This window comes from Marinilabilia rubra, from assembly GCF_003121985.1.
Classification (GTDB): domain Bacteria; phylum Bacteroidota; class Bacteroidia; order Bacteroidales; family Marinilabiliaceae; genus Marinilabilia; species Marinilabilia rubra.
Genome location: NZ_QEWP01000003.1, coordinates 128,167 through 153,242, shown reverse-complemented (window position 1 = coordinate 153,242; position 25,076 = coordinate 128,167). Strand labels below are relative to the sequence as shown.

General features: G+C 38.9%; 17 protein-coding genes. 15 read left to right on the top strand and 2 right to left on the bottom strand.

Annotation, left to right across the window (positions count from 1 at the left end; translation table 11 throughout):
* Nucleotides 1–134: 134 nt before the first annotated feature.
* Together DDZ16_RS05150 and DDZ16_RS05145 are read right to left on the bottom strand one after the other, a co-directional pair.
* Nucleotides 135–830: an ABC transporter ATP-binding protein gene (locus DDZ16_RS05150; protein ID WP_109263370.1), complete on the bottom strand. Its 696-nt coding sequence runs from the start codon at nucleotides 828–830 to the stop codon at nucleotides 135–137.
* An 11-nt stretch (nucleotides 831–841) separates the two neighbouring features.
* Complete coding sequence (locus DDZ16_RS05145; protein WP_109263369.1) at nucleotides 842–2,320, bottom strand: DUF5687 family protein; 1,479 nt, start codon at nucleotides 2,318–2,320, stop codon at nucleotides 842–844.
* Nucleotides 2,321–3,299: 979 nt separating this feature from the next.
* Between DDZ16_RS05145 and DDZ16_RS05135 the strand changes: the two genes are divergently transcribed.
* The 15 genes from DDZ16_RS05135 (at nucleotide 3,300) to DDZ16_RS05065 (ending at nucleotide 25,007) form a co-directional block, all read left to right on the top strand.
* Nucleotides 3,300–7,370 (top strand): hybrid sensor histidine kinase/response regulator transcription factor, encoded by a 4,071-nt coding sequence (locus DDZ16_RS05135; protein ID WP_109263367.1) that lies wholly within the window; start codon nucleotides 3,300–3,302, stop codon nucleotides 7,368–7,370.
* 115 nt (nucleotides 7,371–7,485) lie between these two features.
* Entirely contained in the window at nucleotides 7,486–7,668 is a 183-nt protein-coding gene (locus DDZ16_RS05130) for a helix-turn-helix domain-containing protein (protein WP_109263366.1), read from the top strand.
* A 724-nt stretch (nucleotides 7,669–8,392) separates the two neighbouring features.
* A complete protein-coding gene (locus tag DDZ16_RS05125) occupies nucleotides 8,393–11,449 on the top strand; it encodes a SusC/RagA family TonB-linked outer membrane protein (RefSeq protein WP_158275610.1) in 3,057 nt (1,018 codons plus the stop codon).
* Nucleotides 11,450–11,468: 19 nt separating this feature from the next.
* The gene (locus DDZ16_RS05120) at nucleotides 11,469–13,223 is read left to right on the top strand and encodes a RagB/SusD family nutrient uptake outer membrane protein (protein WP_109263364.1); all 1,755 of its coding nucleotides are present in this window, start codon (nucleotides 11,469–11,471) and stop codon (nucleotides 13,221–13,223) included.
* A gap of 36 nt (nucleotides 13,224–13,259) precedes the next feature.
* Entirely contained in the window at nucleotides 13,260–16,256 is a 2,997-nt protein-coding gene (locus tag DDZ16_RS05115) for a SusC/RagA family TonB-linked outer membrane protein (RefSeq protein WP_109263363.1), read from the top strand.
* 19 nt (nucleotides 16,257–16,275) lie between these two features.
* Nucleotides 16,276–17,925 carry a RagB/SusD family nutrient uptake outer membrane protein gene (locus tag DDZ16_RS05110; RefSeq protein ID WP_198416674.1) on the top strand — a complete coding sequence of 550 codons (1,650 nt, stop codon included), beginning with the start codon at nucleotides 16,276–16,278 and terminating at the stop codon, nucleotides 17,923–17,925.
* A 22-nt stretch (nucleotides 17,926–17,947) separates the two neighbouring features.
* Nucleotides 17,948–19,303 (top strand): glycosyl hydrolase, encoded by a 1,356-nt coding sequence (locus DDZ16_RS05105; RefSeq protein WP_109263362.1) that lies wholly within the window; start codon nucleotides 17,948–17,950, stop codon nucleotides 19,301–19,303.
* A gap of 65 nt (nucleotides 19,304–19,368) precedes the next feature.
* Nucleotides 19,369–20,103 carry a T9SS type A sorting domain-containing protein gene (locus DDZ16_RS05100; RefSeq protein ID WP_109263361.1) on the top strand — a complete coding sequence of 245 codons (735 nt, stop codon included), beginning with the start codon at nucleotides 19,369–19,371 and terminating at the stop codon, nucleotides 20,101–20,103.
* Between the two features lie 443 nt (nucleotides 20,104–20,546).
* Complete coding sequence (locus DDZ16_RS05095; protein WP_109263360.1) at nucleotides 20,547–21,029, top strand: sulfatase-like hydrolase/transferase; 483 nt, start codon at nucleotides 20,547–20,549, stop codon at nucleotides 21,027–21,029.
* Nucleotides 21,030–21,152: 123 nt separating this feature from the next.
* On the top strand, nucleotides 21,153–21,377 hold the full coding sequence (locus tag DDZ16_RS05090; protein WP_146192197.1) for a hypothetical protein: 225 nt from the start codon (nucleotides 21,153–21,155) through the stop codon (nucleotides 21,375–21,377).
* A complete protein-coding gene (locus tag DDZ16_RS05085) occupies nucleotides 21,365–21,847 on the top strand; it encodes a sulfatase-like hydrolase/transferase (RefSeq protein WP_232526557.1) in 483 nt (160 codons plus the stop codon). Before DDZ16_RS05090 ends, DDZ16_RS05085 begins: the two co-directional genes overlap by 13 nt.
* Nucleotides 21,844–22,173, top strand: a complete 330-nt coding sequence (locus DDZ16_RS05080) for a hypothetical protein (protein WP_109263357.1) — start codon at nucleotides 21,844–21,846, stop codon at nucleotides 22,171–22,173. The genes DDZ16_RS05085 and DDZ16_RS05080 overlap by 4 nt, the downstream gene beginning before the upstream one ends.
* A 42-nt stretch (nucleotides 22,174–22,215) precedes the next feature.
* Nucleotides 22,216–22,356: a hypothetical protein gene (locus tag DDZ16_RS20695; protein WP_158275609.1), complete on the top strand. Its 141-nt coding sequence runs from the start codon at nucleotides 22,216–22,218 to the stop codon at nucleotides 22,354–22,356.
* A 13-nt stretch (nucleotides 22,357–22,369) separates the two neighbouring features.
* Nucleotides 22,370–24,151, top strand: a complete 1,782-nt coding sequence (locus DDZ16_RS05070; RefSeq protein WP_109263355.1) for an FAD-dependent oxidoreductase — start codon at nucleotides 22,370–22,372, stop codon at nucleotides 24,149–24,151.
* Between the two features lie 10 nt (nucleotides 24,152–24,161).
* Nucleotides 24,162–25,007, top strand: coding sequence for a hypothetical protein (locus DDZ16_RS05065; protein ID WP_109263354.1), 846 nt, complete (start codon nucleotides 24,162–24,164; stop codon nucleotides 25,005–25,007).
* The last annotated feature ends 69 nt before the right edge of the window (nucleotides 25,008–25,076 follow it).

The following is a 25,076-nucleotide window of genomic DNA, read 5'->3' as shown; positions in this document are numbered from 1 at the left end:
TGTTTGAAAATTAAACAGAAATATGAGGAAATTGTTTTAGGCCCATGGAAACCAAAGGTTTAATTGGACTTAGTTTTCCGAATTTCAAGTAAGTATGTTGATGAGGAAACGTTTATCCCTCTGGACAAGATAAATCAGATGGCAAAATAATTCTCCAATCTCATCATGGTTTCTTCACTTGTTTTTACGTCATCCACGACCTTTCCTTTCTCAAGAATAACAATACGGCTGCATGCTTCGGCAACATGATTCAAATCGTGACTTGAGATAAGAAAGGTACAATTGTTTTTTTGCTGAAAATCCTTAATGATTTGACGCAGCCTGTATTGTGAAGTTGGATCTAAGTTGCTAAAAGGCTCATCTAATAGAATAATCTGAGGATTACCAATTAAAGCGGCTATGACTCCTATTTTTTGTTGATTTCCTTTCGACAGACTTCGAATGTATTTTCTTTTATTTTCCAATTCTCCATTAAAAAAATCACTAAAGCCTTTAATAAATTCCTGAACTTCCTTAGATGAATATCCTTTTAAGCTTCCAACCAGATTAAAGTATTCATCGGGTGTTAAATAATCAATCAGAAATTTTTCATCCAGATAGGAGCTTGTGAATTTTTTCCAGTCTTCGGATTGACTCACGGAAATTTGATTGTTCTCAATTTGGCCTACGGAAAGTTGTATTAAATCCAGAATCGCAGAAAAGAGGGTTGTTTTACCTGCACCATTATTTCCTACGATGCCTGTAATTTCTCCTTGTGAAAAAGTGAGTTGGTCAATATTTAAGACGGTATTGTCATTGTATTTCTTAACTACGTTTTTTAAAGTGATCATATGCAATAAGGTTAAGTTGATTGTCTGTAACTATATAGCATCCTGTGCTTATTTTTTTTATATCGTAAAAGAATCCTGTTCATAATTGATTCGTGAAAAACGATTCCGCCAACACCTGTTAGTCCAAAAACAAGATAACACCAAACATCTTTAAGCAGCATGCTTAACAGCCCATAATAAAGCATTGGCCCAAGCATAATGATTAAAGACATAATCCAAACAGATGCCCCGGTGCCTTTGTAATAAAAAAAGGAACTTTCAGATAAATCAATGGGTTTAATACTGAACGATCCCATCCACAGTATAATATGACTGGTAACTCCGATGTTAAAGATGGCGCTAAGAAAATTAAAGAATAGCACTTCTGTACCATAAATTAAGTACACAGTTGAAAAAATAAAGGCAATCAGAGTAGAGGCCATAAACAAAAAGTACTGGGTGTTTAGCATGTTTTTTAAGCCAAAATCCCGGGTCATTAAAAAGGGAAAATACTTTGAATGCCAGGCAGGGGTAAATTGACCGTAACTAATACTAAAACTGCCTGTAATTAGAATGCCGATAAATACCAGGGAAAAATCGTGGTTCGCCATACTTGAATTGCCGTACAAAATAAAGCCGTAAAACAACAGGAAAATTACACTTAAAAAAGCGGTTCTTGTTCTTTTGTTACGTGTAATCATCTTTAATTCAAGAGAAATATATTTCCCGATTGCTCCGAATTTATCCGTCCAGGAAAAAGAGTGAATATTCACCTCCTTTTCAGCAGGGATTAACTTGCTATCCAAATACATCCCCCTGGCAATTTCATTTAGATTAAAACGGTATAATAAAATGATAAGAAAAAAGGGAGCCAGGGAGAGGGCCGGATAATTCAATACAGCATGGAAATATTGAGCAATCCAGCTGGATAGGGGGATAATCTTAAAAAATGACAATAGAAAGAGCCCGATACCCAACCCCAAAATTATTGCCGACGTTTTTTCTTTGTAGAAAGAGAATCTTTTGAGCCAGATTCCGACCAGGTGATTTACCAGGATAAGTCCCACCAGGTTAATTAACCATCCAAGAGTATTTATTAGTTCATATTCCTCTAATACGGTATTAAATGCGAATGGGACTAAAAATAGAAGAGGAAGAAAATTAATGATGTGAAAGAACGATTTATTGACCAGGTGTTGTGCTATTTTCCTTTTCTTAAAAGGAAGAACAAGAAGGGGGAGGCTGTTTACAATTGGGATCTCCTGAAAAAGCTGCCTGAGTATGGCGCTAAAAATAAAGTAAAACAATAAGTTTTCGTTGAAGGCTTTGATTACATTTTGGCCCGGGAAATATTCCTGAAGTATTGCAGGTATGTTGAATCCCAATATTAATAAACTTATTGATAAGTAAAAGACAAAGAAAACTACCAATATCTTAATGCCAATACTCTTTTTCCAGTAAGTTGAGCGGTAAAAAGATTTTCGATTTAATGAACTAATAATGTGACTCATAGGTTAGATTTGCTTACAAAAGTATAAAAACTAATTTATTAAGCAAATGGTTTTTGATGACCTTCCCCGTTTTTGTTAAATATTGCCTGTTGTTTTTATGTTTGATGTTTCCAGAAGAGTGCTTAGGGGCAATTGCAAACTATCGGTTCTATTCGATGTTGATGCAAACTTTCTCTGGCTGGAGTGTTATACTGCACTAATCCTGTTTATATGCAGTTATTTACAACGTCTTCAAGTATTTGTTTTGTACATAGGTATTTATTATCGATAAACTTAGATTTGAACGGTGCTAAATAATAGAGGTCTTCAAGCCATTTGAAATCTATTTCTTCCGGATTGTGAAAAGTATGGGCACAGTGGTATTCATTATCCCATTTAACCTCTTTCATGTGCGCAAGCACACTTTTGCTGTTGGTTGTGAAAATTTCCGGGTTGGAATCCAATTCAAACTTTTCGACGAGGGATTGTTGGTTATGCCTTTCCAGATAGTCAATTATGCTTTTTTTAAAACTATGCTTTCAACTCTTTAATCAAATATTATATTAATGAAAATAAAAAACTAAAAGATGATGACCTTCGAAAAAGACACCTCAAAGCAGCCAGGAATGTAATTTTGGAGGTAGCTGGTCGGATTGATACAGTTTTAATTGTTTGTGGGAGTGAGGAAATGATAGAGATGAAAACTAATATTATCAATGGGGATTTTAAGTTAGCATTGGCTAGTATAGCGTCCTTTAAAAGAAAAACATATAACTAATATACAAAAAATGTAATCATCAGTCATGTTAAAAAAGCTTGCACATTTTATTTGGGGAGTCTTTAAATTAACTGAAGAAGATTGGCTGCGCGACAGGCTGGGAATCCGACAAAAATACAAATAGAGCAATACAAATATGGACATTTTTTTAAGAAAGCTTTTATGATGAGTTATACATTTTTAGTTGTTTTTATTACTTTTGGGTCATACCATTTATAAGCTATGTTTAAGGAAATAATTTTATCAATATTCTTTTTGTCAGGATTTTACATCCTTAATATCAGTGCAGGAAATAGGTATTCAATTCAACATATTGATACTAATAATGGACTTTCTCAAAATGAAGTAACTACTATAATACAGGATAAGTATGGTTTTATGTGGTTTGGTACACGCGGAGGGCTGAACCGCTATGACGGATATAATTTTAAGCTATTTAAACCTGGTAGAGACAAACAAAACAGTATAAACAACCCTTCTGTTGAACGACTATATCAAGATAGAAAAGGAAATATATGGATTGGAACAAAATCTGGTGGATTAAGTATTTATGATATAGAAAAAGCAAGCTTTACTGTTCCGGATATTAATCAACAGTTGCCAAACCGAATAATTGCGTTTGCTTCTCAAGATGATTCGAGCATGTTGATTGGAGGAGGAGATGGTGGTTTGAATAACCTTAATATTAAAACGGATTCAGTTCAGCACTGGCTAGGTAATCGAAGGGTTAGCTCAATAGCTCAAACTCCAGATAGTATTATTTGGTGTGCCGCTTTCGATGGACTGATTTATGCAAAGTTGGGCGAAACCTTCACAACGATTAAATTACAAAATGGCTCCAATGAGGTTACAGAAATTATTGTCGGTAATCAGGGCGAGCCTTTTTTGTGGTTGGTTGGATGGGATTTAGGCCTCATTCGGTTTAACTATCAAGACTTCACCTTCGAACAATATCAATTGCCATTGAATAAGTCAACCCTTTCTCCCAAAGCTTATTCTTTAATGCAAGACGATCTGGGTGACTTATGGGTTGGCACCTGGGGAAATGGTATTTATAAATTTGACCGGCAGCAAAAAGGTTTTGAACAAATAGATATTGAACCTAAGAGAAATACAGGAGCTTCAATAGATTATGATGTTATTCTGGACATTTTTCAGGATCGGGAAGGCGATATCTGGATAGGAACGGATGGAGGAGGTATTGTTCGTCTTTCGGATAAAAGCCAGTTTAATACATTGGGATTGGAATTAACTGGAGAGCCACTTAATCTTCATGTTAATGCAATTTTCAAAGATGCCAATCAAAATATATTGATTGGAACTAAAGGACAAGGTTTGTTTGTTTCTGATGATGGGAAAAGGCTTTTAAAAGTTGGCTTTCAGAAAAACGATCGCCTATTTAACAAAGACGAACTCGTAGTTAGAGGTTTTTTTGAGGACGACAACAATAACATATGGGTTGGTTCTAATGAAGGATTATATATATTAAGTAAAAATCCTAAAGGTTCTTTTGAATTAATACCTGCAGCACTTTTCTTTAACAGTCCTCAACTATGGGAGGTTAGGAAAGTGCACCAGATATTGTTGAACAATGATGATTTGTGGGTGGGTACTCAACAAAGAGGGCTCTATCACTATAAATTTAAAGATTCAACTTTTCAGTTGATAAAGAACTATGTTGCGAAAAGGAAGGAAGGTTACCTGCCAACAAATCGGGTTACTTCGGTGTTTGTTGATCATGAAGAAAAACTTTGGTTAGGTACCTATAAAGGACTTTTTCAGTTCCAGCCAGAAGATTCAACCTTCTTACCGGTTGAAAAACAGATAAGTAATAAGCGGCAACCATTGAGCAAAATTATATTGTGCACATGGATTGATAACGATGGTACTATCTGGTTTGGAACACCTTGTAGTTTGAATAAACTTACAAAATCTGAGCATGGAGAAGCATATGATCTTACTGATTACAGCCGTTCCAATGGCCTTTCAGATGATTATATAAATGCACTGTTAAGTGATGAGAAAGGGAATGTGTGGATCAGCACCAATGCTGGTATTTCTATGTTACATTTAGAAGATAATGTTTTCCGTAATTACGATGTGTCTGACGGCCTAGGCGGATCTAACTTCTCCGAATCAGCCTGTTTTAAAGCTAGTGATGGTGTGCTTTATTTTGGTGGTTCTTCTGATGTTACTTTTTTTCATCCCAATCAGATCAAAGAAAACTTAACTATGCCATCGGTAGTGATTACTGAATTTAAAATCTTAAACAAGGAAGTGCCGATTGAGCAAGATGGGATATTATCAAAGTCAATCAATGAGGTTGATCATCTTGAGCTGACTTATAAGGAATCAGAGTTTTCATTTGAAATTGCCGCCCTGGATTATAAAGCACCAAACCGAAATCAATATGCATACTGGTTGGAGGGAAGTGGCGAAGAGAGAGTAAATATTGGGACACGCAGGCATATTTCGTTTAGCAACTTAAAACCGGGCGATTACACATTACATCTTTATGGAACAAATAGCAATGGTGTTTGGAGTGAAAAGGCACGAACACTTGAACTTGGGGTGTTGCCGGCACCTTGGCGCACATGGTATGCGGTTATTATATACTTTATGCTGATATTGTTTATTGTTGCATCAATTACCATTGTAACCCGTAAGCAGGAACGCCTTGTGAATGCTGTTAATTTGCAGAGGATTCTACGTGAAAAGGAACAAAGTGTTAATGAGTACAAACTTACGTTCTTTACAGATATTTCCCATGAGCTCAGAACGCCATTAACCCTCATTCTGGCGCCGATAATTGAGTTGTTGAAAAAAGATCTGGCTTCTGTTCCACCTGCAGTTGCCTCAAAAAAAATACAGCTGGTATACCAGCATGCTACACGCCTATATAACCTGGTGAATCAATTGCTTGAGTTTAGAAAGATTGAAGCCGGTAAAATCAAGTTGCAGGTCGGAAATCACAATATTGTTAGTTTTGTTGCAGATATTTGCGAGGCCTTTGAAGAACTGGCGGAAACCAGGAATATCACTTTTAAAAAACAGTTAAAGCTTAAAGAGCCGGAATTATATTTCGACATCGAACGCTTAAGTGTTGTCGTTAATAACTTACTATCCAATGCTTTTAAGTTTGTTGGGACGCCAGGACAAGTTGAAGTCTTACTTTCAGAAACAAAAGCGGAAGTAAACATCCTGATTAAAAACAACGGTAAAGGCATTTCCGATGAGGATATAAAACATTTGTTCGAACGCTTTTACCAGGCAACAGAAAAACGCTCTGTTGGTAGCTCAGGCATAGGACTGGCACTTGTAAAGAACTATGTTGAACTTCATAAAGGACGGGTAGAGGTGGAAAGTAAGCCTGGACAATTCACCACTTTTAGTGTGATATTGCCAAAAGGCCGTCAGCATTTTTCTGATGATGAACTCTTGCAAAGTGAAAATAATATAGATCAGGTAGTTGCCATTCAACCGTTACCGGTTATGAAAAAATCACGCTCTGTTAATACCGGCACCAAAGGGGCAAAGCTAATGCTTGTGGAAGATAACAGGGAAGTAAGATCATATTTGAAAGATTTACTGGCTGATGAGTTTGAAATATTGGAGGCGGAAGATGGAATTGAAGCATTTGATTTGATTATTGAGCACAAGCCCCAAATCATTATTTCAGATGTAATGATGCCAGGGATGGATGGTTTTGAGCTTTGCCAGAAGATAAAATCCAATGATACAATTGCTCATATACCTGTAGTGTTATTAACAGCTAAAGGGACTCCTCAAGATCAACTGTTTGGTGCCCGAAGAGGAGCAGACCTGTATTTGACAAAGCCATTTGAACCTGAACTCATAATAGAGAAGGTGAAGCAATTAGTTGCAAGCCGTAAACTTTTATCAGAGAAATTTTCTAAACAAGTAAAATTGGAGCCTACGGATGCTATTATAAAGTCTGAAGAAGCTGAGATTCTTGAGAAGGCCATAAAAATAATTGAGAAAAACATTGGTGATGCCGGCTTTGATCCTGATAAACTCGCTGGTGAATTAGCGATGAGTACCTCCACTTTTTATAGAAAGATCAAGAAGCTGACAGGAAAAACACCTGGGGAGTTTATTAAAAGCATTCGGTTGAAAAGAGCAGCTCAGTTATTGAGAGAAACCAACCTTACTGTTTCTGAAATAATTGAAAGTGTAGGTTACCAGGATATTAAAAACTTCCGTTACAACTTTAAACAATCATTTGAGTTAACTCCCACCGATTACAGAAAGAAGTTTGATATGAATGTCTAATAGATTTGCCAGCTTCTTAAATTTATAGGCGGTCATGATGCTGACAATTTTACCTAATTTATATTCCTATAGGGAGTCATAATTTAGGTTTATATTCCCTAAATTATAAGGTTCTTTGAGTACCTCTGCTTTTTATAGAAAGATCAAGAAACTGACAGGAAAAACACCTGGGGAGTTTATTAAAAGCATTCGCTTGAATAGAGCAGCCCAGTTATTGAGAGAAACCAACCTTACTGTTTCTGAAATAATTGAAAGTGTAGGTTACCAGGATATTAAAAACTTCCATTACAACTTTTAACCATCATTCGAGTTAACTCCCACCGATTACAGAAAGAAGTTTGATATGGATGTCTAATAGATATGCCGGCTTCTTAAATTTACAGACGGTCATTATCCTGACAATTTCACCGAAATTATATGGGTCTATGGAGTCATAATTTAGGTTTATTTTTCCTGGATTATTTGGTTCTTTTATTTGTCATTTCTGCGTACTTTTTCTAACAAAACCTTATGAGAATAATACTCTACTGTCTTTTCATTAAAACATACCAAGATTTGTTTTCAAATGTTAAAGGACCGTAAAATCAGTTGGTTGTGTAAGGGTGTCGCCATTGTGCCCCCCCTCTTTTGAAAATGATATTGCACTGCTTTTGAATGATATCACCTTTTTGAATGATGGTATGATCCTATGCCTTCCTGTCTTAAATGATCAATTTGCACAATGAAAAATTCTTTCAATTCAAGGAGTATTCAGAAGGAAAAATAAATAACGGAGAAATTACAAATGGAAGTTAAAGAACTGGAGAGGCAAATTAAAAGTGTGAAAAAAAGCAAGGTGTTGCTATATATAGTTTTAGCAGTATTAGTGGTGGTAGTGTTAGTCACATTAATCATATAACACTTGCTGGTACTGTTAGAAGAAATGTTTTTATTAATAATAGACTAAATCAAGAAGTATGAAAAAAAATCCAGAAAAACTAAGGCGACTTCTCACATTGTTGGGTTTCGTTATGTTTTGTGGTATGTTCACATGGTCACAAGAACCCTCGGTGTCCGGGAAGGTTACAGATGAAGAGGGATATCCTTTACCAGGAGTTACTGTCGTCGTGAAGGGTACAGTAAAAGGAACAATTACAAACATTGATGGGGCTTATGATATTTCAGTAGCCTCCAATGACGTGCTGGTATTCTCGTTTATCGGAATGAAAACAAAGGAACTGCCTGTTTCTGGAAGAAGTATCAATGTTGTTTTAGAAGATGATGTTACGGATATTGCAGAGGTGCAGGTGGTGGCTTATGGTGCACAAAAAAAGGTGTCCATTACAGGTGCAATTAGCTCGGTTGACTCTGATGAGCTGCTGAAGTCACCTAATGCCAGTGTTGCCAATACCTTAACAGGTAAAGTTACCGGACTATCTTCAATTCAGGTATCAGGCCAGCCGGGAGCAGATGATCCTGAGCTATTTATTCGTGGCCAAGGTACATTCGTGGATGCCAGTCCTATTTATATTGTAGATGGGGTGGAACGCTCTTTCTTTGATCTAGATCCAAATGAAATTGAGAGTATTTCAGTCTTAAAAGATGCATCTGCAACAGCAGTGTATGGTATCAGAGGAGCTAATGGTGTTATCATTGTAACTACCAAACGAGGCACAAAAGGCAAGGCCAGCTTTTCTGCATCAGTATCAACTGGTATCCAGCAACCAACGCGTTTGCTTAAATTTGCCGACAGTTATACTTATGCGTTGCGTTTTAATGAGGCACAGGCCAATGATGGATTATCTGAATCAGAATATAGGTTTCAACCGCATGTTGTTGAAGCCTTTCGTACAGGATCCGATCCGATTATGTATCCAAACACCGATTGGATGGATTATATGCTCAAACCACATGCCTATCAGCATCAGGGTAATCTTAATGTAAGCGGTGGTAGTGATAAGGTAAAATATTTTGTGTCAGTGGGTATACTTAGCCAGGATGGTTTGTTTAATACCTTTGATAGTGATTATGACTACAATTTTTCATTCAAGCGTTATAACTATCGTTCAAATATTGATATTCAGGCCACTAATACGACTAATGTAGGTGTTACAATTGGTGGGCGTGTTGGGGTTAAAAATGAACCTAATACTCAGAATGGTATGAACCATTTGTTCCGAAATATCTACTGGTCAGTTCCTTTTGCAGGGCCTGGTATAGTTGACGGCAAATGGATCAAGAATAACGATGTTTATATTCCGGGTAATAAAAAGGAAGGATTAACACCTTTCTACGGCCGTGGATACAGCAATGCTTTAAATCATACACTTAACTTTGATATTGATATAAAGCAGGATTTGAAAAAGCTTACTAAAGGCTTAAAATTTAGGTTAAAGTTTGCTTATAATACGACATATGGTCACACCAAAACACGTAGTACTTCAAAAGCACATTACGAACCTTTCTATCAGGCACACATCGATCCCCAAAGTGATTTATTTAATCAATATGGTGTTGTTCCGGAGGATAAAACCATTGCCCTCCGTCGTAATAGTCAAGATGGAACTCTCAGCTATAACGAAAATTACTCTAAGGCACGTAACTGGTACACTGATTTTGGTTTTAACTATAATCGAAAGTTTGGATCGCACAATTTAGGTGGATTACTACTGTATAACCAGCGTAAGACTTACTATCCTAAATCATCAAATGGTGGTTATATGAATTACCATGATATACCAACAGGTGTTGTTGGTCTAGTTGGCCGCGTAACCTATGATTACAACACCAAGTACCTGGTTGAATTTAATATGGGGTATAACGGTTCTGAGAATTTTGCCAAGGAGAGCCGTTACGGTTGGTTCCCGGCAGGGTCAATTGGCTGGATCTTGACAGAAGAAGGTTTTATGCAGAATGTCAGTTTTATCAATTACCTGAAAATACGTGGTTCATACGGTCTGGTTGGTAATGATAAGTTTAATACAGCTCGATTCCTTTACGCTGAAGGGCCCTATAACTTAGCAGGTGGAGGATATAACTATGGTATAGATAATCCTAATGACCAGATTGTAGCAAGGGAGGGCGTCGTTGGTTATCCCGGAGTAACATGGGAAACTGCTCACAAACGGAACATCGGTATTGATACTTACTTTCTTAATTCCCGACTGGCTGTTAATGTAGATTTATTCTGGGAAGACCGCTCAGATATTTTAACGGTTGACCAGAGAATTCCAGAGTTTGTTGCTTATCAAGTTGTTCCAACCAATATTGGTAAAATGAAGAACAAAGGTTATGAAGTTGAGTTAAAATGGAAAGACCAGCTAGGTAGCTTCGATTACTGGATTAATGCTAACATGTCTCATGCCAAAAATAAAGTTATTGAAAAAGGATTAGTAGACCAGCCTGAGCCATACATGAATGTTACCGGGCATCCTAATGAGACACCCTTCGGGTATGTGTTCGATGGTTTCTTTACTCAGGATGATATAGATGCGGGTAACTACCCAGAACATGTAACTTTACCAATGCCGAGTCCTGGAGATATGAAGTACAAGGACTTAAACAATGACGGGATTGTCAATGGAAATGATATAAAAGCATTAGGTTATTCACGATTCCCTGAATATATCTTTGGTTTGAATATGGGAGCTCAATTTAAAGGCTTCGATCTCTCCATGTCATGGGCTGGTGCTACAAATGTGACACGTACTCTTGGTGAAGGCTATCGCCAGGCATTTGGAACAACGCAAGACAAGTCTTTAATGCAGTACATGGCAGATGGACGATGGACGCCCGAAAATGCTGAATCTGCAACTTATCCAAGGTTAAGCTTATCCAGTAGCAGTCACAATAGCGCAGATTCTGATTTCTGGGTGAAAGACGCTTCATATATGCGATTGAAAAACATCGAGATAGGTTATAATTTCAAAGGTAACTTCTTATCCGGCATTGGTATTAAAAAACTTAGAGCTTACGTTAACGGTGCTAATCTGCTGACTTTCGATAAGCTTGAAATAGCGGATCCTGAAGCCAACACGGCAAATGATTCAAAATACCCGCTGGTAAAGATTTATAATATTGGGGTAAAAGCTAATTTTTAAAGGATTAATTCTGCAAGCAATGAAAGCACTAAAATATATCAAATTATTAGTATTAGGCGGCCTTATCTTTACGGCATGTGAAGAGTTGGAATTAGGAGATGCCGCCCTGGATACTCCTCCTGAATTGGATGTCACCGTTGATACAGTATTTACCCGCCTCGAATATGCTGAGCGCTATCTGTATGGCGCTTACACAACTTTACCTTATGGTTTAAATACCAATTGGTCAGATAAAGGGGATAAGTTGGGCATGGATATATTGGAATCATTAACGGATCTAGCTCATAGTTATCTGGCTTGGGGTGGTTCTAATCAATTATATTATTCCGGGCAATATGCTGCTGTTACAGAGAATTCAAGCTCAAAAACAAAGTTTCATTTTTCAAAAGAACAGACTTGGGAGGGAATCAGAAATGGATGGATTTTTATCGAGAATGCCGATAAAATTCCTGATGTGGAAGATGATTATCGTGAGCAGCTTAAGGCAGAAGCAAAAATGGTCATCGCCCTGCATTATACCGATATGTTCAGGCATTATGGTGGATTACCCTGGGTAAACAGATCTTATGTGCCTGGAAATAACAATGAACTACCACGTTTAACAGCCCGGGCAACTGTAGATTCCATCAGTAAAGTAATTGATGAAGCAGTACCTCACCTGCTATGGCAGATAGAAGATGCCAGCAACTGGGATGGCCGTTTTACAAAGGCTGGTGCCCTTGGCTTAAAAGCCCGTTTGCTATTATTTGCTGCCAGTCCCTTGTTTAACGATGATGTGCCATATCTTGACGGGGAAGCTGCACAGCAGAAAATGGTTTGGTATGGTGGAAAAGACCAGTCACTATGGAGCCAAGCTGCAGCTGTGGCTGAGAACCTGATTGAAGAAGCGGAAAGAAATGGTTATGCCCTGGTTAATACAGGTAACCCTCGTCAGGACTTTCAGGATGCATATTATAAAAGAGGTAATGGTGAGATTCTTATCTCCACAAGGGTGCGATATGAATCACCTGGATGGTGGAGTGGAGCATATTATTTCTATCAGAGTGCCGGTAATTATGGTACAGCATGTCCTACTCAGGAATATGTTGACATGTTTGGTATGGCCAATGGTTTACCCATTGATGATCCGGCATCAGGTTTTGATCCTTCTGACCCATTCGAAAACCGTGATCCGCGTTTGTACGAGACGGTATTGGTTAACGGAGATACTTACCAGGGGCGTACTGCTGAGTTGTGGATTGGCGGCCGTGATCGTAAAAATGCCAATTTCAAAGGGACAAAAACAGGTTACGGCTTACGCAAATTTCTCTTGGAACGTAATACCGCTACGTCTGTTAATTCTGTGATACACTGGCCTTACCTGCGTTTGGCAGAGATATACCTTACTGCCGCCGAAGCATTGAATGAAGCCAATGGCGGGCCAACAGCTAAAGCTTATTCATATGTCAATAAAGTAAGAGAAAGAGTTGGGTTAGGAAATCTACAGGAAGGATTATCGCAGATTGAATTCCGTGAAGCAGTGTTGGAAGAACGAGCAAAGGAGTTTGGTTATGAGGAAGTACGTTGGTTTGACCTTGTTCGATGGAAGAGCGGAGCTGACTTTACTAAAACACTACATGGTACAGACCTGAATAAAAACCTGGTAGCTACTGTGAAGGAATTACCGGACAGGTACTGGCAATTAAGCTGGTCGCCCAAATGGTACCTGAGCGCCTTCCCGACAGATGAAGTAATTAAGGGATATGGAATAGTACAAAACCCTGGTTGGGAGTAATTCAACTGTTGTATTTTACAATTAACATCGATACAAATGAAACGAAAAATATATATCAAATACATTGCTCTGTTTCTGATGACTTGCTTGTTTGGTCAGTATGCACTGGCACAATCAAAGGTCTATAAAGGACGGATTATCAGTAGTAACGGCAATTACATTAAAGATGCTGAAGTAACGCTGGTAGGTACTGATAATAAAGTCCGGGCCAATGAAAAAGGCGAATTTAGCCTTGAAGCAGAAGGAGAAGCACTAATTCAGATTGATGCCGGTTTGGTATCAAGGGTTTTTAAATTGGAAGATAATAAGGATTATACTCTTAGTGCTTATGCCGAAAATATTGATATGGGGCTGGGTTACAATAAAAAACCTGCCGGTATTACCGCTGCTGTAAGTACAGTAAATGCCGGGGCATTAAATAAGATGAGTGTGGTGAATCCTGAAAATGCACTTTATGGTCAACTCGCGGGCTTAACTGTACTTCAGAACGATGGAACACCCTGGAGTCGCAGGCCGGATTTGATGGTAAGAGGCATTGGAACGCTGAATAATAACTCTGTTTTGGTATTAGTAGATGGTATTGAAAGACCAATGTCTTCACTCATAATTGATGATATCGAAAGCATCTCGGTATTGAAAGATGCAGGTGCCTTAGCCATTTACGGCCAGAGAGGTGCTAATGGAGCCATCATTGTTACTACTAAGAGAGGTGAATATGATTCTTTTAAGGTGGATGCCACCTATCAGTACGGACTAAACACTGCTTTCCGTACGCCTGAATTCCTGGATGCCTACCAATATGCAGCGGCTGTGAATGAAGCCAGTGCGATGGATGGTAATCCGTTTGTATATTCACAATGGGATTTACAGGATTTTAAAAATGGTACCAATCCTCTTTTTTCCCCAAATGTTGACTGGGAGGATGAGGCAATGAATGACTTTGGAATTTCAACTAACTTCAATACCAGCTTTAAAGGAGGTCGTGAAAATGTCAGGTACTTTTCATCTATTAACTACCAGACGGAGAAAGGGCTTTTTAACCACACGGATCTTGATTCACGTTATGATAGCCAGTTAAAGTATACGAGGTTTAATGTCAGGGCCAATATTGATGCAGATATTACTTCAACAACTTTACTGGCAGTTAACCTTAGTGCGTCTATGGGTGATAGAAAATACCCTGGTGGAATTAACGGGATAATGAAAGCGATTTATAATACTCCTTCGGCTGCTTATCCGGTTCGCTCACTTAATGACTATTGGGGAGGAACGGAGTACTATGACAATAATCCAGTTGCTAAGATCTCTTCAACAGGCTATCGTCAGGATTTTCAACGAGAACTTTTGGGTGATATGACCATTAAGCAGGATTTGAGTAAAATGCTAGATGGACTCTCGGCGGAAGTAACCGCTGCTTTTGATAATTCGGCAGTTTTTCAGGAAGGAAGAACCAAAACATATGAGTACGAAAGTGTGAATGTACTTAGGGATGAGCAAACCGGGGCCATAACTGATACCATTGCTAACCTTTATGGCCAGGAGTCTCCTCTTACCGATATTGATGGTAATCACAATGCCATAACACAATGGCGTCATGCAACTTTTAGAGCAAAGGCCAATTATGATAAGTCATGGGGAGATAATCACTTGTTTGCTTCAATGATGTATAGCCAGGATAAAATGGTAGATAATGGTCAATACAATACTATTCTTCATCAGAATATAGCGGGTGCAGTTCAATACGCATACAAGGAGAAGTATTTTGCCGATGTTAATGTTGCTTACAGTGGCAGCAGTACTCTTCCTGTAAGTGGTCGTTTTGGCTTGTTCCCTTCCTTGTCAGGAGCGTGGATTGTATCACGAGAAGATTTTATGAATAACAGCTCAGCAATTAACCTTTTAAAGCTCCGTGCATCATGGGGTATGACTGGTAATGACCTGATGTCTCCAAACTTATATGATCAGAAGTTCTCCAACGGAGGAAAGTATTTTTATACCGATAACTTTTCCGGATTGAGAGGCTATCAACAGGGACGCCTGGCAAGTACCGGCTTGACTTATGAAACTGCTACCATGACAAATGTGGGACTGGATATGCGTTTCTTCAACAAGCTTGATCTTACCGTAGATGCTTTCTATGAAAAACGTACCGATATTCTGGTTGATTCGGAAGGCACTGTGTCAAATGTAGTTGGTGTTAAAACTGCTTTTGTGAATAGCGGAGAGGTTGAAAACAAAGGAATTGAAGCAGACCTGTTGTGGAAGGATAATATAGGTAGCCTTAATTACTACCTTGGCGGTAACTTCTCTTTTGTTCAGAACAAAGTGCTTAATAGAAATGAAGCTTACCGTCCGCATGACTATATGAAGCGTACCGGACAAGCAGTAGGTCAGATGTATGGACTCGAAGCAGTTGGTTTCTTTGAAGATGAGAATGATATTGTCAACAGCCCGGCTCAATTATTCTCAGATGTGCGTCCGGGCGACATCAAATATAAAGATCAGAATGATGATGGCGTAATTAATGATTTTGATGAAGTTGCCATCGGTCATTCGTCGTTATATCCTGAGATTTATTATTCGGCAAAGCTGGGATTTGAAATAAAAGGATTTGGTGTTGATGCCTTGCTTCAGGGTATGGCTAATCAAACGATTTACCTGAATACAAGTAGCGTATTCTGGCCATTGAGAAACAATACTAACATTTCAGATTTTTCGGCTGACAGATGGACGCCTCAAACAAAGAATACAGCAACCTTACCACGTTTATCCCTGGATGATAATGCCAATAACTACCAGAAAAATACAATCTGGCTGGCAGATGGTGACTATTTGAAACTACGTTCATTAGACCTTTATTATAACCTGCCGGAAAAGCTGGTTAAATCTGTAAAACTAGCCAATGCCCGTGTGTTCGTTCGTGGTATGAATCTGTTCTCGATTGACAAAATAGAGGTAGTCGATCCGGAAGCCATTGATATCAGTTATCCTACGCTGGCATCCTATCACCTTGGAGTAAACATTGGTTTTTAATTTAAAAGAGTATTTGAAAATGAAACGATATAAAATCATAATGTTGGCAATTACCTGGGCATTTATGCTGGGGGGATGTGATTACCTTGACTATGACGAATCATCTTATTTACTAAAGGAAGATGTTTTTAATGAGTACTCAAGAACAAAGAAGTTTTTGGCTGGTATTTATTCTCAGCTTCCTGATGATTTCAGCACTATTGATGGTGCAATGCGTTCTTCGGGTACGGATGAAGCTATTCACGTCAACAATCTTTCTAATGTAAGACTTTTCACGGACGGTAACTGGAGTGCATCCCAAACGTTAGATACCAAATGGGAAAGTATGTATTCAGCAATTCGTGATGTGAATACTTTTCTTAAAGAAATTAAAGGTAAGACATGGGATGAAATAAAATGGAATGAAGATTACGATGAAATAATGGAACAGTTTAATCTGTATCCTTATGAAGCAAGATTTCTAAGAGCCTATTTCTATTTTGAATTATTAAAAAGGTATGGTGGTGTACCAATTGTGGAAACAGAACTTACCGAGAAAGAGGCGAATACTGTATCAAGAGCTTCATTCCAGGAGGTAGTTGATTACATTGTAAAAGAATGTGACGAGGTGAGTAAGGTACTGCCGGCATCATTTTACGATGTGACTGCTGAAGAAACAGGGCGGGCAACAAAGGGTGCCGCCATGGCCTTAAAAGCCCGCACCCTTCTTTATGCTGCCAGTCCGTTGAACAATAGTGCAAATGCTATAGATAAGTGGGAATCTGCTGCTCTTGCTTCAAAGGCAATTATTGATTCCGCGTGGTATACCCTTGAAGGTAATTACAAAGATGTTGTTAATAATGCATTGAGCCCGGAGCTGATTTTTGGTATTCGTCAGGCTGAGTCAGCATCTTTTGAGAAGGCTAATTTCCCAATAGGTTACGAAGGTGGTAATACCGGTACTTGTCCCACTCAAAACCTGGTTAACGCATATGAAATGGTTGCAACAGGTTTACCAATTGATGATCCATCTTCAGGATATAATCCTGTTTTCCCTTACTCAGGAAGGGATCCCCGATTGAATGAAACAGTTATTGTTAATGGTTCATCCTGGAAGGGTAAGACTGTAGAAGTATGGTATGGTGGTGCTAATGCAGAGCCTAAGCCTAATGCTACTTTAACAGGTTACTACCTTAAAAAATATGTTATTGAGAGTGTGAACCTTGAGCAGGGTAATGTAATAACCAAACGACACAACTGGGTTTTATTCCGTTTTGCAGAAGTGCTGCTAAACTATGCCGAAGCGATGAATGAAGCCTATGGTCCGGAAAACGCCGCTACCCTTGGAAAAACTGCTCTCGAATCCATTAATGAAGTGCGGTTAAGAGCCGGAATGCCTGAATTCCCTGCTGGTTTAACCCAGAGCGAATTCAGAACGAAGCTCAGAAATGAGCGCCGTGTTGAACTGGCTTTCGAAGACCACCGCTTCTGGGATGTCAGAAGGTGGATGATTGGTTCTGAAACAACCGAAATTAAGGGTGTTACAGCGGCGCTTAATCCCTTTGGTGGTTATGTTTATGAAGAGAAGCATGTTGAAAGTCGTATCTGGGATGAGCGAATGAACATGTATCCAATACCGCAATCCGAACTCTATAAAAATCCGAATCTAACACAAAATTCGGGTTGGTAGTTAACTGCTAAAAGATAACGTTATGCAAAAAATAATAATTTCCATATTCATGATAATGGCTGCCCTAACCGGTTGCGAAGGCATCTATAGTGGCCAGGAGTTTAAGATATATGAGCATGAGGAACCTGAAGGGTCTCAACTGCCTGAGATACCTGAAATTGGCAAAAAGGGTATTGGTAAAACAACCAAAGATTCTGACTGGTCGTCTAAAGTGTCAAAATTAAAAATACACTGGCATTATACATGGGGAAACAATCTTAGTATCAAAGAGCCGGATAATGTCGATTACGTCCCTATGATATGGGGAAAAAACAGTATTGATGAAGCAAAGGTTGACGATTTAAAAACACTAAGAGACGAAGGAAAGATTAACTTCTTGTTAGGTTTTAACGAACCTGATGGAGAGAAGCAATCCAACATGACCGTTGCAGAAGCAATCGAAATATGGCCATTGCTTGAAGAAGTTGGCGTCCCTCTTGGTAGTCCTGCTGTTGTAGGAATTGATAATGAATGGTTAACGGAGTTTATGGCTCAGGTAGATGCCAACGGATTAAGGGTGGACTTTATCTGTGTACATAAGTATGGCGGACCAAATGCGCAGGGCTTTCTTAATAAGCTTGATGAGGTTTATGCCAAGTATGGCCTACCGATTTGGATCACTGAGTTTGGAGTAGGCGACTGGAAGGCTACCACTCTTGAAGAACATAAATACACTCCTGAACAGGTTCTTGCTTTTATGCAAGAGCTTCTGCCTGAGTTGGAAGATCGATCGTATATTCACCGTTATGCATGGTTTCCGGCTGAACAGGATCATATAGCATTGAAAACATCCGCGTTGTGGGATGCCGAAGGGGTATTAACTCCCCTTGGAGAGTTCTATGCCAATTTCGAGCCTAACGACCTTATCGGACCTGGTAAAGATGACCTGGTGGGTCCCGATGAGCTAAATCCCAATAGCATAGTTGTGAATGGAGGTTTTGAATCGGGTGTGCTTGATCCCTGGCAAGGATTTAAAAATGGAGTGAGTGAAATAGAACCATATGCCGGATTGTATTGTGGTAATATCCGAAAGAAAGATGGATCGTTATATCAGGTTGTAGAAGTTGAGCCGGGTGCAACGTATGAGATAACCTTCTATGGACAATGGGCTGAATATTCTGAAAATACCTTTAACGTTGTAGTTAAGGAGGAAACAGGTGATAAAGCTATATTATTAAAAGAACCGATAGAAGCCAATGAAAATGGTTGGACTAAAAACCAGGTGACATTTACGGCTTCACAGGAAACGCAGGTGCGTTTAGTGTGGTACAAAGGTAAATTAAAACCAGCATTCCCTCCATTTTATCTGGATAATGTAGAATGTGTTAAAGTAGAATAAAACAATAAACCGGAAGGTTATTTAACCTTCCGGTAATTTCTAATGTTAATTTAAATCAATAAGTTATGAAAAAGTTTTTACTTTTTACGGCCATTGCTATGGCTTTTAGTTTAGGGCTTAATGCCCAGGTTACTAATGGTGGATTTGAAACGTTCGATGCTGATTTAATTGCTTTTGACGGCTGGGATGGATACAATTTTATGCAAGAAACAACCGATGTAAACTCGGGTGTAAAGTCAGGAAGACTTAAAGGTGGTAATTCTGCTTTAAGCCAGGTGATTACGGTGGAGGCTGGTGAAACTTATGATGTTAGTTTTTCGGCCAAATGGATTGACTCTGCCGGTAATATCAAAATGGCTTTTAAGGATGAAAGCAACAATAAGCTTGGTAATACTAGCGTGATAAGCACCACTACATGGTCGACGATTAATGAGCAATTTGTTGTTCCGGCAGGTATTACATCAGTTAAGATAACACTCTGGAAAGGTAATGGCACTTCTGCGTGCTTACTTGATGATGTCTCTTTTACAAAGGCAACAACCACTTCCATTAATGATGCGGAACAGCTTGATTTGCTTGTGAGTCCAAATCCATCAAACGGAATCTTTAAACTGAAAGGTGATAAAGCAATAGCAGCCTATTCGGTTTATAATTCCACAGGACAAGTGGTTAAGAAAGAAATGGGACTGGATCAGATGAATGTAGCTGTTGATCTAAGTACTCAAACAAATGGACTGTACCTGGTAAAGGTTAGGTTTTCAGACGGCGACGAATCCGTTTCAAAGGTATTTGTGAAATAATTTTAAGAAGGGCAGCATTGATCGTAAGTCTTTGTTGCCCTTTTAGTCATAAGCTTATTCAACCTGTAGCAGCAGCAAATGGAAAACTATCTGAGATGAGAATAAAAAAATAAAGCTAACGATGTTGTTTGATCTTCGTGATGGGATTACCAATCTTAATTAGCCTGCAAGAAAACCCTCTTTTTTTCGAAGGCTTTGATAAGAAAACTTCGAGAACAAGGCTTGCGAGTCTTAATTGTCAGGAGTTTACTTCTGTAAATGACTGGCAAGTAAGATGAGCGTAACGCAGTTATCGGAGTTTTCTTGCAAAGACAAATTAAAAGACATTTTTCATTTGAGATATCGGATCGTTGATAGCACACTAATTTTTGGGAAAATGGGAAAGAGGTTTAATTTTCTTAAAAACAGGGGATAATTCAACAACCTTTTTAAAACAATAAATCATGCATGAAAAGTCTATACTCAGAATCCTAACTTATCTCTTGTATGGATTGGTTTATACTTCAGGACAAGCTTCTAACAATGAAAATCCCAACGTTGTTTTGATCATGATGGATGACCTTAACGATTGCGTTGGCTTTTTGGGTGGTCATCCTCAGACATTAACTCCCAATATGGATGCTTTAGCAGAGAAAGGCGTGATTTTTACCAATGCTCATTCCAACGCCCCGGTGTGTGCACCTTCGCGATCAAGCATGTTCACCGGTATCTATCCTCATGTTTCGGAAAATTATGGATTTGCTAAATGGTACCATAACGATGTTTTGTCCAATTGCAAATCATTAGCATATTACATGAGAGAGAATGGTTACTCAACTTATGGTACAGGGAAGTTGATGCATCATAAAGTAAAAACAGAATGGACACAGTACGGTATCTCCAACTATTTTGGGCCATTGGCATATAATGGCGTTAAAGCTGTCTGACACCCTTCAGTTCCTGAATCATATCGAAATATAGGGCCACTCGACGGTACTTTTGCATCTTTAGCAGATGTTCCATCGGTGCCTGCAGAGAATGATAATCCAGGTTACACGGGATGGTACAATATGCAAAAAAAACCCTTCCGTTATGTAAGTGATGATGACAGTGATCTGTTGAATGATGAAAAATGTGCCAATTGGGCAATAGATAAATTAAATGAGCTAGCAGTGTCGGGGACAAGTGAACCATTTCTTTTAGCTGTGGGCTTTACACGTCCACACACACCTTTGGTTGTGCCCAAAAATACTTCGACAAGTTTTCGCTTGAAACTATTCAATTGCCGGATATAAAAAATAACGACATAAGCGATTGTTTCTATAAGACAGTATTCGATGGCAGCAATTCAAAAGGTATTCGCCATTACGAGGCGATGGTTGAATCATATGCTAGTTTTGAGGAAGGTTTAAAGAGGTATGTTCAAGCCTATCTGGCATGTGTTAACTTTGTGGATGAGCAGGTGGGGTTGGTTTTAGATGCGCTTAATAATAGTCGGCTAAGAGACAACACCATTGTGATCTTAACCAGCGACCATGGCTACAATCAGGGAGAAAAAGATTATCTGTTTAAAAACTCACTTTGGGATGAAAGTCCCCGCGTGCCTTTGATTATTAAAGATCCGTCTGTACCTGGCAATGGCGGGAAAAAGGTCGCTCAACCGGTGTCGCTTGTTGATGTTTATCCAACTGTTTTAGATTATTGCGGATTAACAGCCAGCAATATGAAGAATGATGGTGGGGCGCCTTTAAGCGGTTTTATATGAAGCCCTTTGTAGATGATCCTGAAAACGGTTCATGGGAAGGCCCGGATGTGGCACTTACCGTTGTAAAATCACCTACAGGTGAGTTAACCCCTATAGGGCAAAATTACTCAATCAAATCCGAAAACTGGCGATATGTGCGCTATGAGAACGGTAAGGAGGAACTTTATAACCATCAGGATGATCCCTACGAATGGACTAATCTTGCTTATGACCCAATACATGCCGGTAAAAAAGCTGAAATGAAGCAGCAATTAATTGATATGGTTGGTGATGTTGATGCTTATAAAAACATAATTGTTCTTCCAGCAAGTGCAAAGAGAAATTAGATGGGTAATTCGGAATCTGGCAACACACATAAAAACTTAAGCATGCAAAAGATCTTATTAGTTATGGCTTTTACGCTTCTGGTATATACTGCACACTCAACAAACTATTACGTACATCCCGTTATCGGGAAAGATGCCAATACCGGAATGCCAGATATGGGTGCCATTGAAATAGAAAAATAATCGTAGATATAAAATGAAAAAGATACTCATTGGATTGCTGTCAATTGTATTATTCTCTTGTCAATCAGGAGAAGAAATAAAATCATTGCTCATTGAAGCAGAGAGTTTTGACGAAAAAGGGGGATGGAGTGTTGATCCTCAATTTGTAGAACAAATGGGTTCTCCCTACCTGATAGCACATGGCATGGGTTCTCAGGTTGAAGATGCGAGCACTTCTTTTATGATTGAGGAAAAAGGAACTTACCATGTCTGGGTTAGAACAAAAGACTGGGCACCTGGAAATTGGGAAGCTCCCGGTCAGTTTAAGGTTTCTGTTAACCATATGGAATTATCAACAATATTGGGAACTCGTGAAGAATGGGGTTGGCAGTATGCCGGGAATATTAAATTAGAAAAAGGGACAAATACTTTAGGCTTGATCGATTTGACCGGTTTTAACGGGCGTTGCGATGCCATTTACTTATCCCAACATAAAAAGGAGCCGGAGCAAGATAATGCAAAGATGGTTCAGTGGCGTCAAAAATTGCGTAATGAATCGTCAAATTCGTCAGACAAAAAGGAATACGACCTCGTAATTACCGGGGGAGGCCTGGCAGGATGCGCCGCTGCCATTGCTGCAGCAGAGCAAGGGCTTAAAACGGCTTTAATACATGATCGTCCTGTTTTAGGAGGTAACGCAAGCAATGAAATCAGGGTGCACACTCTGGGAATTTACGGTCATTTCGAGCGGATTCTAAAAATGATAGATACCGAACATTATCCCAATGGTTCACCTAAAGCGGCTCAGGAGGATGAGAAACGCCTGAAAAATATACAGAAGTATAAAAATATAGACTTATACCTCGATTGGAGGGCCCATAATGCTAATTCTAATGATAATTATATTAGTCATGTGGATGCAAGACATAACCAGACCGGGGAGCGTATAAGGTTTAAAGCACCATATTTTGTTGATTGTACCGGTGATGGCTGGATAGGTTATTGGGCCGGTGCCGAACGCATGTATGGAAGAGAAAGTTCAGATACCTATGATGAACATTGGGAGCAACATGGAGAACTGTGGAGCCCGGAGAAGGCTGATAATTTTGTTATGGGGTCTTCTTTATTATGGAGAAGTCACAAAGTGGATTCCACTTATGTTTTTCCTGAAGTGCCATGGGCTATGGATGTTGTTGGTGGTTATGCTGCCAAAGAAGGAAGCTGGAAGTGGGAGTACTCTGATAATGACCTGCATCAGGTCGATGATGCTGAACAAATCAGGGATCATATGTTAAAAGCCATATATGGTTCATTTTACAACGAAAAACAAAAGGCCGGTAACGACAGCCTGTCACTTGAGTGGGTTGGTTTCCTTTTGGGTAAAAGGGAATCGTACCGATTGGTTGGAGACCATGTGTACAACTTTAATGATGTAAAAAACAATGTGGCATTTCGGGATTCGGTAGTTGTTGAAGAAAGGGCTGTAGATGTACATTTTCAACAGTATTTAGAAAAAGCACATAAGCCTGATTTCCTGTCCGAAGCTCTTTTTTATCGTTCAGGAAGGTATTACGTACCATATCGTAGTTTGTATTCCAAAAATATTAACAACCTGTTTATGGCTGGCAGGTGTTTTAGTTGTACCCACCTTGGCCTGGGAGGCCCACGCGTGATGCTTACCACCGGACAAATGGGTGCGGCAGTAGGGTATGCTGCGTCTATATGTAAAAAGTACAATGTTAAGCCCCGGGAGGTTTATGAGAAATATCTGGACGAATATATGGCTTTAGTACTTTCTTCTGATAAACACAAGTAATTTTTTAAGGATGGGCGTTTATAAGGAATATATCTGTCTTTTTTTGTGGATATCCGGAGGTTTACTTATCCCCGGTATGTCTCAAAACAGGGAGGATAAAGACTTGGTATTAGGTATTCCGGAAGAGAAATTTGCCCATCCTTTATACTTAGTTGGCCAAAAAACGGACTCTGCTTTTTATTATTCAAGAATATTTACACCTGTGTGCGACGATTCGGTTTGTAACCTGGTAAAGCTTGATGTTTATTGGAATTTGGCTGGCAAGTATTTGAGTTTTGATACAGTTCCCGGTTTTCCATTGACAAAGAACGACCATCAATTGTTTGTCACCAGAGATTATGAAAAACTCCATTCAATATTGCAGGATGAATACTCGGTGTTGAGCAGGATTGAAAAAAATGAATTGGTACAGACCAACAAACCTGAAAAACAGGATGGTGTTGACGGGTATAGCGGAGCAACGGCAAAGGAACTAAAACAAGATGTAGTTGAAGGCGCTTCGTTTTCATCATTTACCTTATGGAACCTGGTAAACGGAGATGTTAGGGAAATTATCAGGAAGAACACAATAAAACAATATTTGCCAAAAATTGAGCAGCAGTTGTTAAAATCTCACGATTCGGACATGGTGCTTTTGGCATTGAAAAATTGGAACAAGGAGGATTATTGTAGTCGCTTTGATGTGATTCTTGAACTCATAAAAAGAGGGGATGCACTTGTTAATTTTTACATCCTGAAAAACTTACAGGGTGATATTCTGAGAGATAAAAGTAATCAACAATCTATCAAAAATATCATGCCCCAATTGGATGAATATACCAGAGCGTTTATCAAAAAATATGTCGACACAAAATAAGGTGTTGTCCCATTTGTCAAAATTATTTTACAGGGACTTACAAGTTGTAAGTTTCGGGAGTCTATCTTC

What these genes read in the sequence shown, in the direction of transcription:
- DDZ16_RS05115 (WP_109263363.1), top strand. Translation starts at nt 13,260, where the DNA reads ATGAAACGAAAAATATATATCAAATACATTGCTCTGTTTCTGATGACT.
- DDZ16_RS05125 (WP_158275610.1), top strand. Translation starts at nt 8,393, where the DNA reads ATGTTCACATGGTCACAAGAACCCTCGGTGTCCGGGAAGGTTACAGAT.
- DDZ16_RS05090 (WP_146192197.1), top strand. Translation starts at nt 21,153, where the DNA reads ATGCAAAAAAAACCCTTCCGTTATGTAAGTGATGATGACAGTGATCTG.
- DDZ16_RS05145 (WP_109263369.1), bottom strand. Translation starts at nt 2,320, where the DNA reads ATGAGTCACATTATTAGTTCATTAAATCGAAAATCTTTTTACCGCTCA.
- DDZ16_RS05135 (WP_109263367.1), top strand. Translation starts at nt 3,300, where the DNA reads ATGTTTAAGGAAATAATTTTATCAATATTCTTTTTGTCAGGATTTTAC.
- DDZ16_RS05110 (WP_198416674.1), top strand. Translation starts at nt 16,276, where the DNA reads ATGAAACGATATAAAATCATAATGTTGGCAATTACCTGGGCATTTATG.
- DDZ16_RS20695 (WP_158275609.1), top strand. Translation starts at nt 22,216, where the DNA reads ATGCAAAAGATCTTATTAGTTATGGCTTTTACGCTTCTGGTATATACT.
- DDZ16_RS05120 (WP_109263364.1), top strand. Translation starts at nt 11,469, where the DNA reads ATGAAAGCACTAAAATATATCAAATTATTAGTATTAGGCGGCCTTATC.
- DDZ16_RS05070 (WP_109263355.1), top strand. Translation starts at nt 22,370, where the DNA reads ATGAAAAAGATACTCATTGGATTGCTGTCAATTGTATTATTCTCTTGT.
- DDZ16_RS05080 (WP_109263357.1), top strand. Translation starts at nt 21,844, where the DNA reads ATGAAGCCCTTTGTAGATGATCCTGAAAACGGTTCATGGGAAGGCCCG.
- DDZ16_RS05100 (WP_109263361.1), top strand. Translation starts at nt 19,369, where the DNA reads ATGAAAAAGTTTTTACTTTTTACGGCCATTGCTATGGCTTTTAGTTTA.
- DDZ16_RS05105 (WP_109263362.1), top strand. Translation starts at nt 17,948, where the DNA reads ATGCAAAAAATAATAATTTCCATATTCATGATAATGGCTGCCCTAACC.
- DDZ16_RS05150 (WP_109263370.1), bottom strand. Translation starts at nt 830, where the DNA reads ATGATCACTTTAAAAAACGTAGTTAAGAAATACAATGACAATACCGTC.
- DDZ16_RS05065 (WP_109263354.1), top strand. Translation starts at nt 24,162, where the DNA reads ATGGGCGTTTATAAGGAATATATCTGTCTTTTTTTGTGGATATCCGGA.
- DDZ16_RS05095 (WP_109263360.1), top strand. Translation starts at nt 20,547, where the DNA reads ATGCATGAAAAGTCTATACTCAGAATCCTAACTTATCTCTTGTATGGA.